Annotated in this window: 12 protein-coding genes; all 12 read left to right on the forward strand. The window is 60.8% G+C overall.

Features of this window, described 5'->3' with window-relative positions; translation table 11 throughout:
* Positions 1-252: 252 nt before the first annotated feature.
* The 12 genes from AC2FLO_RS08580 (at position 253) to AC2FLO_RS08635 (ending at position 12601) form a co-directional block, all read left to right on the forward strand.
* Positions 253-2076, forward strand: coding sequence for an adenylate/guanylate cyclase domain-containing protein (locus tag AC2FLO_RS08580; protein ID WP_496752678.1), 1824 nt, complete (start codon positions 253-255; stop codon positions 2074-2076).
* A 28-nt stretch (positions 2077-2104) separates the two neighbouring features.
* The gene (locus AC2FLO_RS08585) at positions 2105-3262 is read left to right on the forward strand and encodes a phosphatase PAP2 family protein (RefSeq protein WP_496752676.1); all 1158 of its coding nucleotides are present in this window, start codon (positions 2105-2107) and stop codon (positions 3260-3262) included.
* A gap of 21 nt (positions 3263-3283) precedes the next feature.
* Positions 3284-4885, forward strand: a complete 1602-nt coding sequence (locus AC2FLO_RS08590) for a S8 family serine peptidase (protein WP_496752674.1) — start codon at positions 3284-3286, stop codon at positions 4883-4885.
* Between the two features lie 188 nt (positions 4886-5073).
* A complete protein-coding gene (gene ftsW / locus AC2FLO_RS08595; protein ID WP_480506256.1) occupies positions 5074-6237 on the forward strand; it encodes a putative lipid II flippase FtsW in 1164 nt (387 codons plus the stop codon).
* Positions 6237-7334 (forward strand): UDP-N-acetylglucosamine--N-acetylmuramyl-(pentapeptide) pyrophosphoryl-undecaprenol N-acetylglucosamine transferase, encoded by a 1098-nt coding sequence (locus AC2FLO_RS08600; RefSeq protein ID WP_480899058.1) that lies wholly within the window; start codon positions 6237-6239, stop codon positions 7332-7334. Before ftsW ends, AC2FLO_RS08600 begins: the two co-directional genes overlap by 1 nt.
* Complete coding sequence (gene murC, locus AC2FLO_RS08605; protein ID WP_480481858.1) at positions 7331-8740, forward strand: UDP-N-acetylmuramate--L-alanine ligase; 1410 nt, start codon at positions 7331-7333, stop codon at positions 8738-8740. The genes AC2FLO_RS08600 and murC overlap by 4 nt, the downstream gene beginning before the upstream one ends.
* Positions 8741-8815: 75 nt before the next feature.
* Positions 8816-9064: a DUF2484 family protein gene (locus AC2FLO_RS08610; protein WP_480583041.1), complete on the forward strand. Its 249-nt coding sequence runs from the start codon at positions 8816-8818 to the stop codon at positions 9062-9064.
* Positions 9061-9327: a DUF2484 family protein gene (locus AC2FLO_RS08615; protein ID WP_267363876.1), complete on the forward strand. Its 267-nt coding sequence runs from the start codon at positions 9061-9063 to the stop codon at positions 9325-9327. Before AC2FLO_RS08610 ends, AC2FLO_RS08615 begins: the two co-directional genes overlap by 4 nt.
* A gap of 24 nt (positions 9328-9351) precedes the next feature.
* On the forward strand, positions 9352-9645 hold the full coding sequence (locus AC2FLO_RS08620) for a hypothetical protein (RefSeq protein WP_209504519.1): 294 nt from the start codon (positions 9352-9354) through the stop codon (positions 9643-9645).
* Positions 9642-10580, forward strand: coding sequence for a UDP-N-acetylmuramate dehydrogenase (gene murB, locus AC2FLO_RS08625; RefSeq protein WP_496752671.1), 939 nt, complete (start codon positions 9642-9644; stop codon positions 10578-10580). The genes AC2FLO_RS08620 and murB overlap by 4 nt, the downstream gene beginning before the upstream one ends.
* 108 nt (positions 10581-10688) lie before the next feature.
* Positions 10689-11606, forward strand: coding sequence for a D-alanine--D-alanine ligase (locus AC2FLO_RS08630; RefSeq protein WP_496752669.1), 918 nt, complete (start codon positions 10689-10691; stop codon positions 11604-11606).
* A complete protein-coding gene (locus AC2FLO_RS08635) occupies positions 11594-12601 on the forward strand; it encodes a cell division protein FtsQ/DivIB (protein ID WP_496752667.1) in 1008 nt (335 codons plus the stop codon). Before AC2FLO_RS08630 ends, AC2FLO_RS08635 begins: the two co-directional genes overlap by 13 nt.
* The last annotated feature ends 1 nt before the right edge of the window (position 12602 follow it).

Here is a 12602-nt window from a genome sequence, read left to right on the forward strand (position 1 = left end):
GACGGAAGTTCACTAAAACAATACAATTACCCTTATTATTTTGAACTTAACGCATTCTGGAAACCAAATCTCATCAGCGGGCCGATTAATGCCTCGTGATTTCCATTCAGGCCCGTGGCCCGTCCCGCGCAATGCAGCGCCATTCACACCCGTCGGCTGCATTTGCAATCACAACACGCCTCTGATGCGTGCCAGCCCGCCTGTTTTCGGGGTGGCACATTTCAACAAGTTAAAGAGTTCCGAGACACGATCATGGGTATTAATCTGAATTTGAACAATCCAAGCGAACTTCCCAAGGCGCGGCTCAGGGCGATCCTGTTCCTTGATGCATGTGATTACTCTGCCGCCGTCCGCGAGGCCGAGCTTGAGACACTGGCCAGAATCCGCCGCGATCTGAACTGCGTCAGCGATCTGGTTAACAGCTTTCGGGGCCGGGTGACCGGCCTGACCGGTGACGGGCTGTGCGCCGTTTTTCCAAGCGCGCGTGCCGCTGTCGAAACTGCGCTGGGGGTGCAGAATGTCCTGACCCATGCCCCCGACCGGTACGCAAAAGGGTATCGAATTGGGATACATCTGGGCGACACGTTCGAGGTTGACCAGCAGATCATCGGTGACGCTGTGAATACGGCGGCCCGGATCGAAAGCGTCGGCTCATCCGGCGAGGTTCTGGTCTCAAGCGTTGTGCGCAATGCGCTGCGCGGGCGGCAGGATTTCCTGTTCAACTCGATCGGGCGGCCCAATCTCAAGAATATCGGTGCCTCGCTCGAGCTGTTCAAAGTGGCCCGCGCAACAATCGACGTTCCATATGAGAAGGACGGGAAAGAACAGCCGGTTCCTGTTCCCGCCAACCCAACGGCCTACCGGTCCGAACGGCTGTCGTACACCTTACCGCGCCCGAATTTCGTGATCGGTCTGTTGTCTCCGGATGTAGGGGGTGGTTCCGAAACCGCGGCATTCGTGTCCAACATCGTTGCGGAACAGCTGTCCAAATCCCTTACCGAAACCGAAGCGCTCGAGGTTCAGGATTACCGGGTGCCGCAGGTTGCGCTTCCAAAGGAACCACTGTCGGCTGGGCCTGATCTTTTCCTTCAGTGTCGCGCTTCGACCTGTGGCAGCATGTTGCAAGTGTCCGCCACCGCAATGCGGTCGGAAGACAGAAAAGTGATCTGGAGCCAGAATGTGGTGGCCGATCAGGGTGACTTTCTGGGGCAGAACTGCTCGGGCCTGACATCGTTCATCAGCTATGCCACTGACGCCTTGCTGACGGCCTTGCTGAACGGGCGCCACATGCGCGACCCGGCCTCCCATCACGCGGCGAAAACCGCCGTTGCCGCCGTGCATCACCTGTTGACCATGACCGGGCCGGGACTGGACCAGCTCGAGGCGGATATTCTGGCGGCTTACGAGCTTGATCCCAAGCCGGTCTATCTGGCGTGGCTGGCTTACGTCACGACCTTCAAGGTCGGCGAACGGTACGGAACCTGGGATGCCACACTGGAAGCGCAGGCGCGCGATCTGGCCCGCCGCGCTGTCGAGGCTGACCCGGATAACGGCACTGTTCTGGGCCTTGTCGCCCACGTTCATTCCTACGTGTTCCGAGAGTTTTCGGTGGCGCAGGATCTGGTCGACCGCGCGCTCGAGCTCAGCCCTTATCGGGCGATGAGTTGGGATTCAGCAGCCATGCTCTATTGCTACACGGATCGCCCCGCGCTGGCGGTGGAAGCCGCGCAGAAGGCACGGCTTATCGGACGGCACAGCCCGTACCGGCATCTGTTTGACGGGGCAGGATGTGTCGCCGCGCTGGTCAATGGCGAGTTCGAGAAATCCATCAGGTTCGGCGAATCCGTGATGGAGGTTCAACCACAGTTCAAAACCGTCATGCGCTATCTGGCTGCGGCTTACGGGCACGCAGGTGACCGGCAGCGAGGCGAGTTCGCCTTGCAGCGGCTGACCAATCTGGAACCGGACATGTCGCTGGCCTGCATCCAGCAGGACCGGTTCCCGGTGCCAACGCGGTTCAGCGCGCAACTGATGGAAAGCGGCCTGTCCCGGATCGGGTTGCCGCAACACGCTTGAAGTAGGGGTAAAAGTAGGGGGTTTACTTATGTCTTACGTGTCCACGCTCAATGATTTTGGAATGATGGCCCGACGTGGAGAGCTGATTTCCTGCAAAGTGGTGAAATTGATGAATCTTGCCGGAACCGGTGGTCTCGGCTCCTCATTGGGGGCGAACCAATCTGAGTTGAACAATTTCATTTTCGATGCCCAGAGAGAGAGTTACCTGCAATACAGTAAAGCGATCAACGCGCTGGATCCAGAGGTGTTGGACGATGAAACGCTGCGCAAACTCAGTGATTTCATGCAGGACGAGCGGTTCATCGATCCGCTCAAGGCTGACGCAGGCGTAATGGGTTCGATAGACGATGAGATCGGGAAACGCTCTGCCCTCGGCGCGGCGTCCGTCGCGATGAGCGCATCTTCGGCATTCGCACTGAACCGGAACCGCAACAGAAACCGCAATCGGAACAGAAACCGGAACCGAAACAGAAATCGCAATCGTAACCGGAACCGCAGCGATTTTGACGTCGGCGGCAGCGATGCTTCCTTCGGCTGGCGCGAGATGCGCGATCTGTGCCGGATCGGTATGCTGCCCGCATCCGGACTGCTGGGCAAAATCTGGGAAAACATCGATCTTCTGCCGCCACCGGGCCCTGACGAAAGCATGAAGGAAACCGAATACCTGCTGATCCTGCAAGGGCGGCTCAAGTGGTCAAATCAGGCGACGCGGCGCGAGGAAATCGTGACGCAGGCAGGCTTTGGTATTGATGAATATCTCAGTCCGCTGGGCATTGACGAGAAGGGCGGCTTTGATGCGACCCGCGCGCTGATGACGATCCTGCTGGAACTAACGAATGAAATCGGCCTGACCTACAAGAACCGCTTCAGCCGGCCCAGACCCAATATCATCCAGCCATTGATCCGGCCCTTCCTTCCGGTGCCTTTTCATGCGGCTTACCCCTCGAACCACTCCTACCAATCCTTCGCGATTGCCGAACTGTTCTCGCGGCTGATCCCCGAACATCCGGGCACTGTCGCTTTGTTCCACCGCGCCCAGCGGATTGCTGAAAACCGCGAATGGGCCGGTCTGCATTATCCAAGCGACACAGCCGCCGGGCGAAGTCTGGCCAGAAAAACCGTGGCTTACCTGACCGAGGTTCTGGACGAACTGATGGACGAAGCACAAGACGAATGGCTGGGCTAAGGATCAACGCGAGGTGACGAAATGACCGCAGGAAACGAAGACTACGCACGCTATTACTATCTCTGGCATCTGGTCGCGATCAAAGCCTTGACCGTCAAGGCGCCCCCACCCGCTGATGGAGAGACCTGCCCGAAAATCGATATCGCGATCTGGGATTTCACAGGTCCTGCTCTGGACGAGGCGAAAATCGCCCTGATCGACATGGGCGTGGCCCCGCATCACCCGAACCTGAAAGCGCCGGATATCGGACCGGTTCCGGCGGACAGGGTCATTCGGGACGACGCCCTTGATCTGGCCAGCCACCCATTCGGCGTCAAATACATCGACCGGTCTACCGTTGGGGCAGGGGCCGAGCATATCGAAGAGCAGGTACAACATCTGTCGGGCATTCAGGACCCCTTGGGCATTCCGGGCCTGACCTCTCAGGAACGGCGGGTGATTGCCGGGCTGAGGTCGGGTTTTGGCGTCAAGCGTTACATCGATGCCTATGACGATCGCTATGCCGGGCACGGCACCAGCTGTGCCGGGCTGGCCTGCGGAACCAGCTTTGCGGCGGATCAATTCGGCAATACCGGCAATATCGCGGCGTATTATGGGGTTGATCCCAAAAGCAGGATTATTCCGATCACGACGTCTATCTCGCCCAGCCCGGAAGAATTGATTGCGGCGTTTCTTTATGCCCTCCACAAAGGCGCGCATGTCATCCTGTTTCCGCGCGATGCCGCGAACCCGGACCACTGGCCGGGATATCGATTTCGCCCTGCCACTGGCACCGAGCCGTTCTATCCGGGTCTGGACTCGCACGAAAAGACGCGCCTGCACGAGACGAGGCGCGACGAACCCGACGGCGACGCGCGCGACATCTCGGTGGCATGGTCGGCGCTGGACAAGATCATCAAATGGGTCAGCACGAGAATTCCGGTGGTCTGCGCGGCTGGCAATGACGGTCGAAGTGAACTGATTTACCCTGCCAGCCTGTCCGGTGATCCAACCAACGGGATCATCTCGGTGGGGGCCGTCAACTATAATGGCACCCGGTCCGGGTATTCAAACCACTCTGCTGATCTGACCGTGTCCGCCCCCTCGGATGACGGTGAGATCTACAACCGCTATCAAATTCGTCTGGACCGTGATGCAGCCTCGGCCACTGACTTCCATCTGGAAAACCCGAAACATCACCTGAAACGCGACGGCAGTGGTGACGCGATCCCGATTGTCGAATTCGCGCCTCAACGGTTGGTGACCTTGGATGTGCCGGGCCCGCGGGGCTATGTCGAAGGCAGCCTTGCCGCGGCGGTCAAAACCCGAAAAAAGGCGGTGGACGATCCTGCCGGGCTGTATACTGAATTCGGCGGCACTTCGGGGGCTTCGGCCCTTGTTGCCGGGGCAATAGCGATGATGCAGCGAAAGTCGCCCAATGTTCTCAATGGGGTGCAGATCAAAGCCATCTTCAAGAACCTCGAAACATCTGCAACGCGTTTCGACAACACCCACTGGTATTGGTCCTCTGCCGCAGGAACCCTGCAAGCTGACGCGATCAACGGTTACACGCCGCCCCCCAGGGCCGAACTGTTCGGTGTGGCGGGGTTGCTGGATGTGCCGCTGCTGCTAAGCAAGGTCTGATGCCCACCTCCTCCCGTCCGGTGGCCGTCGTAAAACGGCTGACCGGCGATCCGGGCGTGCGGCGCGGGTCTTGGGCGGGAAATCCCGATTTGCTCCTGAACAGGCTGGCCTGATCGCCAAATTGCATGTAGACTCTCAGCCAGATCCCGAAAACGGGGCGTTAACGAGGCAGAGAGTGGCGGTATCTCATGACTGAGATGGTGTATGGCGCGGTCCAGGACCAGCGCGGAGAACCGATTCTACCGAAATGGTGGCGTACTATCGATCGCTGGACGATGTCCTGCGTTCTGATCCTGTTTACCATCGGGTTGTTGCTGGGGCTGGCCTCTTCACCGCCACTGGCCGGTCGCAACGGGTTCGATCCCTTCCATTATGTCGAGCGTCAGGCCTTGTTCGGCGGATTGGCGCTGATCGCGATGCTGCTGACCTCGATGATGTCTCCAACCTTGGTGCGGCGTCTGGCCGTTCTTGGTTTTCTGGGGGCCTTCGTCGCTCTGGTCTTCCTGCCGGTGTTCGGTACGGATTTCGGCAAGGGCGCAGTGCGCTGGTACTCGCTGGGCTTCGCCTCGCTGCAACCGTCCGAGTTTCTGAAACCCGGCTTTGTCGTCGTGGCCGCGTGGCTGCTGGCCGCCTCACAGGAAATCAATGGCCCTCCGGGGCGGTTGTGGTCCTTTGCGCTCTGCATGGCCATCGTGGCCATGTTGGTTATGCAACCCGATTTCGGTCAGGCTTGCCTGATCCTGTTCGGCTGGGGCGTCATGTATTTCGTGGCCGGGGCACCTATGCTGCTTTTGCTGGGCATGGCCGGTGTTGTCGTTCTGGGCGGGATGCTGGCCTATTCGAATTCTGAACACTTTGCCCGCCGCATCGACGGCTTTCTAAATCAAGAGGTCGATCCCACAACCCAGCTGGGCTATGCCACCAATGCCATCCGCGAGGGCGGCTTGTTCGGCGTCGGCGTGGGAGAGGGGCAGGTGAAATGGTCGCTGCCCGATGCCCATACCGATTTCATCATCGCCGTCGCGGCCGAGGAATACGGCCTGATCCTTGTCATGATCATCATTGCGCTATATGCGCTGATCGTCGTGCGCTCGCTGCTGCGGCTGATGCGCGAACGCGACATGTTCATTCGTCTTGCGGGCACGGGACTGGCCTGCATGTTTGGCGTTCAGGCGATGATCAACATGGGTGTTGCGGTACGTCTGCTGCCGGCCAAGGGCATGACTTTGCCGTTCGTCAGCTATGGCGGCTCATCCCTGATTGCAGGCGGTATTGCCGTTGGCATGCTGCTGGCCTTCACCCGAACCCGCCCACAGGGCGAACTCGGCGATATTCTGCGCGGACGAGGATAATGGGGAACCCTTACCTGTTGATTGCGGCTGGCGGCACCGGGGGCCATATGTTCCCCGCTCAGGCGCTGGCCGAGGCGATGCTGCACAAGGGCTGGCGCGTGCGCCTGTCCACCGACCCGCGCGGTGCGCGCTATACCGGTGGCTTTCCCCATTCGACCGAAATTGTCGAGGCGTCCTCGGCCACCTTCGCCCGTGGCGGCCTGGCGGCAAAGGCGATGGTTGGCCCGATTATCGCTGGTGGTGTCACCAGCATGATCTTCCAGATGATGCGCGACAAACCCGATGTTGTCGTGGGCTTTGGCGGTTATCCGTCGATCCCGGCGCTGGGCGCCGCGACCCTGCTGAAAATACCGCGGATGATCCATGAACAGAACGGGGTACTGGGCCGCGTGAACCAGCTGTTTGCAACCCGCGTTGCGCAGGTGGCCTGCGGCGTCTGGCCGACGGATCTGCCCGAAGGCGCGCATGGCATTCACACCGGCAACCCGGTGCGTGCCGCGGTCCTGGACCGTGCCGCCGCCGGGTATATCCCGCCGGGTGACTATCCGATGTCGGTTCTGGTGATGGGTGGCTCGCAGGGCGCGCGCATCCTCAGCGATATAGTGCCCGGTGCGATTGCCGCGCTGCCCGAAGACCTTCGCGCGCATATCCGTGTCTCGCATCAGGCGCGGGATGAAGATGGCGAACGGGTCAGCGCATTCTACCAAGACCATGGTATCCGCGCCGACGTTCAGCCCTTCTTCGATGACATTCCCCGCCGCATGTCGGATGCGCAGCTGGTGATCTCGCGCTCGGGCGCGTCCAGCGTGGCCGATATCTCGGTCATCGGTCGCCCTTCGATCCTGATCCCGTTTGCTGCTGCCGCTGGGGATCATCAGACCGCCAACGCGCGCGGGCTGGTCCAGGCCGGCGGGGCCATCATGATCCCGGAAAATGCGCTTGACGTTCCCACGCTGACACAGCAAATCACCACAGTTCTCACGAACCCCGAAGCCGCACAGAAAATGGCCCATGGTGCCCTGTCGGTCGGGGCGCCCGATGCCACCCAGCGTCTGGTCGCTCTGGTCGAGCAGCTGGCGCAGAAGGAGACCACATGAACCCAGCAACCAAACTGCCGCAGGACGTAGGGCCGATCCACTTCGTGGGCATCGGCGGGATTGGTATGTCGGGCATCGCCGAGGTGCTGCTGAACCTGGGGTATCAGGTGCAGGGCTCCGATCTGAAAGCCTCGAAGATCACTGACCGTCTGGCCAGTTTGGGGGCCGAGATTTTCGTCGGCCAGCGCGCCGAAAACCTTGAAAACGCCGCCGTCGTGGTTGTCTCGACCGCGATCAAACCGGGCAACCCGGAGCTGGACCAAGCCCGCGCCCAAGGTCTGCCCGTTGTCCGCCGCGCCGACATGCTGGCCGAACTGATGCGCCTGCGCTCGAACATTGCCATTGCCGGAACGCACGGCAAGACCACCACGACGACCATGATGGCCGAACTGATGGTTGCAGGCGATTTCGATCCGACCGTGATCAATGGCGGCATCATCCACGCCTATGGATCGAACGCGCGGATGGGGCAGGGCGAATGGATGGTGGTCGAAGCCGACGAAAGCGACGGTTCCTTTAACCGGCTGCCCGCAACCATCGCCATTGTCACCAATATCGACCCCGAGCATATGGAACATTGGGGTGATTTCGACAGGCTGCGCGACGGTTTCTACGAATTCGTCTCGAACCTGCCATTCTACGGTCTGGCCGTCTGCTGCACCGATCATGCCGAGGTTCAGGCCCTTGTCGGGCGCATCACCGACCGCCGTGTCCGCACCTATGGATTCAACGCGCAGGCGGATGTGCGGGCGGTGAACCTGACCTACAAGGGCGGCGTGGCGCATTTCGACATCCATCTGCAATACGAAGACAAGATGATCGAAGGCTGTACCCTGCCGATGCCCGGCGATCACAACGTCTCAAACGCGCTGTCCGCCGCTGCCGTCGCCCGTCATCTGGGCATGAAAGCTGCGGAAATCCGCGATGCGCTGGCCAATTTCGGCGGCGTCAACCGTCGCTTTACAAAGGTCGGAGAAATCGACGGTGTCACCATCATCGACGATTACGGCCACCACCCGGTCGAAATAGCCGCCGTTCTCAAGGCCGCCCGTCAGGCGACCGAAGGCCGCGTGATTGCTGTGCATCAGCCGCACCGCTATTCGCGCCTGTCCAACCTGTTTGACGATTTCTGCACCTGTTTCAATGACGCCGATGTCGTGGCCATTGCCGAGGTTTTTGCCGCTGGTGAAGACCCGATCGAAGGCGCGTCGCGCGACGATCTGGTGCAGGGCCTGATCCGTCACGGCCACCGCCACGCCCGCGCGCTGCTGGATGAAGACGACCTTGAACGCCTCGTCCGCGAACAGGCCCGTCCGGGCGATATGGTCGTCTGCCTCGGGGCCGGTACGATCAGCGCCTGGGCCAATGGCCTGCCCGAGAGATTGCAAAGAAAACAAGCTGTTTGACGCGTCATTTGTTTGTTGCACAACTTAAAAGTGTGATACTCTGACCGCAACAGTCGCGTGTCCTCGGAGGGGCGAATGGACTATTCGATGATCTTTGCAGCGCTTTGGGTGATCTGCGCCACCATCGTGGCAATGTTGCCGATGCGGCTGCAATTCCCGCCGGGGTTTGTCCTGTTGGTCTGCGCACCAATGCTTATCGTGTGGCTTGGATATGTCCACGGCTGGTTCTGGTCGGTCGCGGCATTTGCAGGGTTCGTGTCGATGTTCCGCAACCCCATCCGGTATTACTGGCGCAAATGGACAGGGCGCGAGGTCGCAGAATGACATGGTCTATCGCTCTGGCGGCCCTGTGGGGCTTTGCTGCCAACGTTCTTGCGCTGATCCCCAGCACCGACAACCACTGGACGCGCGCCTATATCCTGATCATCGTGGGCATTCCCATCGTCGGCTATGTCACCTATGAAAACGGCCCCTGGATCGGGCTGCTGGTGCTGGCAATGGGCATGTCCGTGCTGCGCTGGCCGGTGATTTATCTGACCCGTTGGACAAAGTCGAAAATGCAGGGCATGAAGGCGGCCAAAGAATAACCGGCCAACTTCAGGAGGTCTGTCATGGCGACAATCGCCACATTTGCCTATCTGCCGCTCGTTTCCTTCGTTCTGGGTGCCGCTGCCGGGTTTACGGCGGGCCGCTGGCTTGGCCTGCGCAGCCTTCTGTGGCTGATCGGGCTGACATCCGCGGTTGGTCTGGGGCTGATCGTCGTGCTGGCTGGTGTCGGAACGGGTGAAGAAGACAAGGCGTTCGGCCCGCTGGTCTGGTTGACTGCCGGTGTTCTTCCCTTCCTTTTCGCCGCAATCATGGGCGGGGTCGGTGGGCGCAGCCTGGCGGTGCGCGCGACTACATGACTCTGCTTCCCCCTGTTCTTCCCGATGTCCGGGGCCGCCTGTCCAAAGCGCGCAACCTGTCTGACCTCACATGGCTCCGCGTTGGTGGGCCGGCGGATTATCTGTTCCAACCTGCCGATGTCGAAGACTTGCAGGCCTTCCTGCGCGATCTGCCAGATGATGTGCCGGTCTTTCCGATGGGGGTCGGCTCGAACCTCATCGTGCGCGATGGTGGCTTGCGGGCCGTTGTGATCCGGTTGGGGCGCGGGTTCAACGCCATCTCAGTTGAGGGCAACACCGTCACTGCGGGCGCGGCGGCGCTGGATGCACATGTTGCGCGCAAGGCGGCGGATGCGGGCGTGGACCTGACCTTTCTGCGCACTATCCCCGGCTCGATCGGGGGCGCGGTGCGGATGAATGCGGGCTGTTATGGCAGCTACACGGCGGATGTGCTGCGCAAGGCCACCATTGTCACCCGGCAGGGCGACCTGCGGGACCTGACGCCCGAGGATCTGAACTTTCGCTATCGCCAGTCCGACCTGCCCGAAGGCGCCGTTCTGATTTCGGCCACGTTCGAAGGCCCGTCCGGCGATCCCGATGACCTTCACGCCCGAATGGAAGCGCAACTGAAAAAGCGTGACGAAACCCAGCCCACCAAGGACCGCAGCGCCGGATCGACCTTCCGCAACCCGGCCGGTTTTTCCTCGACCGGGCAGGCTGATGACGTGCATGACCTCAAGGCGTGGAAAGTGATCGACGATGCCGGAATGCGCGGCGCGACACGCGGCGGGGCACAGATGAGCCCGAAACATTCGAACTTCCTGATCAATACCGGCACCGCCACCGCTGACGACCTCGAAGGTCTGGGCGAAGAGGTGCGAAAAAAGGTTTACGAAACAAGCGGCATCACGCTAGAGTGGGAAATCATGCGGGTCGGTGATCCGCTAAAAGAATAAAGCCCCGACCGTCAGACCAAAACAGGCAAATTCAGGCGACGGATCAAAGGCATAAACGCAGTACGGACCACCACATAAGGTCCGGGGACATTGAGGCGCACATTGGGTATGTCGAGCAGGACAAACCCCAAAGTGGCGGTATTGATGGGCGGCCCCTCGGCGGAACGCGAGGTGTCTCTCAGCTCTGGGCGCGAATGCGCGGCCGCCCTTGTGGGAGAAGGTATTGAAGTGGTCGAACTGGACGCAGGTCCCGACCTCTATGCGCGCCTGTTGGATATTCAGCCGGATGTGGTTTTCAACGCCCTGCATGGCCGCTGGGGCGAGGATGGCTGCGTGCAGGGGATGCTGGAATGGATGCGGATTCCCTATACCCATTCGGGTGTTCTGGCCTCGGCCCTTGCGATGGACAAGCAACGCAGCAAGGACGTCTATCAGGCCGAAGGTCTGCCCGTTGTCCCCAGTGTGATCGTCCCGCGTGCCGAGGTGACCCGCGCCCATGTGATGGAACCGCCCTATGTGGCCAAACCCAATAACGAAGGGTCCAGCGTCGGCATCTACATCGTCCACGAAAACGCCAATGGCCCGCCGCAGCTGTCCGAAGACATGCCCGACCAGATCATGGTCGAGAAATACGTGGCCGGGCGCGAACTGACCGTGACCGTGATGGGCGACCGCGCCCTGACCGTGACCGAGATCATGACCGATGGCGGCTGGTACGATTATGACGCCAAGTACAAACCCGGCGGATCATGGCACGTGGTCCCCGCCGATATCCCGCAGGACATCTTTGATCGCTGCATGGATTATGCCCTGCGCGCGCATGATGCTTTGGGCTGCAAGGGTGTCAGCCGCACCGATTTTCGCTGGGATGACAGCGCGGGTGCTGATGGTTTGTTTCTGTTGGAAACCAATACCCAGCCGGGCATGACGCCCACTTCACTGGCCCCGGAACAGGCCGCGCATCTGGGCATGACATTTGGCCAGCTCTGCGCCTGGATGGTTAAGGACGCCTCATGCAACCGTTAATCGCCAGCCGCTCTCTGGAAATCCATCGCACCAAACCCCTTGCCGGGCCGGATGCCGATTTTGCCTCGGCAGATACGGAACCGCATGACACCCAGCCCATTCTGCGTCTGCGCGGGGCGCGGGTGTTTTCCCGCACCGCACGCCGCAGCGATCCGGCCCCGTCGCGCCTCAGCTATCGTCTTCAGCGCTGGATGCTGACGCCGGGCATCCGTCTGGGCGTCAAGCTTGGCCTGCCGATCTGCGCCATTGCCGCGGCAGTTGGCGTCTATTTTGCCTCTCAGGACCGGCGCGAGGCGCTTGGTACCTATATCGCCGATATACGCACCTCGATTCAGGAACGCCCCGAGTTCATGGTCAACCTGATGGCCATCGACGGGGCAGGCACCAGCCTGTCCGATGATATTCGCGAGGTCGTGCCTCTGGATTTTCCGATCAGTTCCTGGGATCTGGATGTCGAACAGATACGCGACACGATCACCGGGCTCGATCCGGTGAAATCGGCAACCGTCCGCATCCGCCCCGGCGGCATCCTTCAGGTCAACGTGGTCGAGCGTCAGCCCGTGATTGTCTGGCGGACGCATGACGGGCTCGAACTGCTCGACGAGACCGGCGCGCATGTCAAGGAAACCACCTCTCGCAAGGACCATGCCGACCTGCCGCTGATCGCGGGTGCGGGCGCGGATGCCCATGTGGCGCAGGCGCTCGAGATTTTCCAGACCGCCCGCAGCCTGGGCAACCGTGTGCGCGGGCTGGTGCGCGTGGGTGAACGGCGCTGGGATCTGGTCCTGGACCGTGGCCAGCGCATCATGCTGCCGACCGAACGCCCGGTGCGCGCGCTGGAACGCGTGCTTGCGGTGAACGAGGTGCAGGACCTTCTGGAACGCGACGTGGCCGTGGTCGACATGCGCCTTGGCCAGCGTCCCACCATTCGAATGACCAAAGCCGCCAGCGAAGACTGGTGGAATACAAAAGTGACAATGAGTAACGGGCAGTAAC

This window comes from Ruegeria sp. TASC047, assembly GCF_059612445.1.

What these genes read in the sequence shown, in the direction of transcription:
- AC2FLO_RS08580 (WP_496752678.1), top strand. Translation starts at nt 253, where the DNA reads ATGGGTATTAATCTGAATTTGAACAATCCAAGCGAACTTCCCAAGGCG.
- AC2FLO_RS08585 (WP_496752676.1), top strand. Translation starts at nt 2,105, where the DNA reads ATGTCTTACGTGTCCACGCTCAATGATTTTGGAATGATGGCCCGACGT.
- AC2FLO_RS08590 (WP_496752674.1), top strand. Translation starts at nt 3,284, where the DNA reads ATGACCGCAGGAAACGAAGACTACGCACGCTATTACTATCTCTGGCAT.
- ftsW (WP_480506256.1), top strand. Translation starts at nt 5,074, where the DNA reads ATGACTGAGATGGTGTATGGCGCGGTCCAGGACCAGCGCGGAGAACCG.
- AC2FLO_RS08600 (WP_480899058.1), top strand. Translation starts at nt 6,237, where the DNA reads ATGGGGAACCCTTACCTGTTGATTGCGGCTGGCGGCACCGGGGGCCAT.
- murC (WP_480481858.1), top strand. Translation starts at nt 7,331, where the DNA reads ATGAACCCAGCAACCAAACTGCCGCAGGACGTAGGGCCGATCCACTTC.
- AC2FLO_RS08610 (WP_480583041.1), top strand. Translation starts at nt 8,816, where the DNA reads ATGGACTATTCGATGATCTTTGCAGCGCTTTGGGTGATCTGCGCCACC.
- AC2FLO_RS08615 (WP_267363876.1), top strand. Translation starts at nt 9,061, where the DNA reads ATGACATGGTCTATCGCTCTGGCGGCCCTGTGGGGCTTTGCTGCCAAC.
- AC2FLO_RS08620 (WP_209504519.1), top strand. Translation starts at nt 9,352, where the DNA reads ATGGCGACAATCGCCACATTTGCCTATCTGCCGCTCGTTTCCTTCGTT.
- murB (WP_496752671.1), top strand. Translation starts at nt 9,642, where the DNA reads ATGACTCTGCTTCCCCCTGTTCTTCCCGATGTCCGGGGCCGCCTGTCC.
- AC2FLO_RS08630 (WP_496752669.1), top strand. Translation starts at nt 10,689, where the DNA reads ATGTCGAGCAGGACAAACCCCAAAGTGGCGGTATTGATGGGCGGCCCC.
- AC2FLO_RS08635 (WP_496752667.1), top strand. Translation starts at nt 11,594, where the DNA reads ATGCAACCGTTAATCGCCAGCCGCTCTCTGGAAATCCATCGCACCAAA.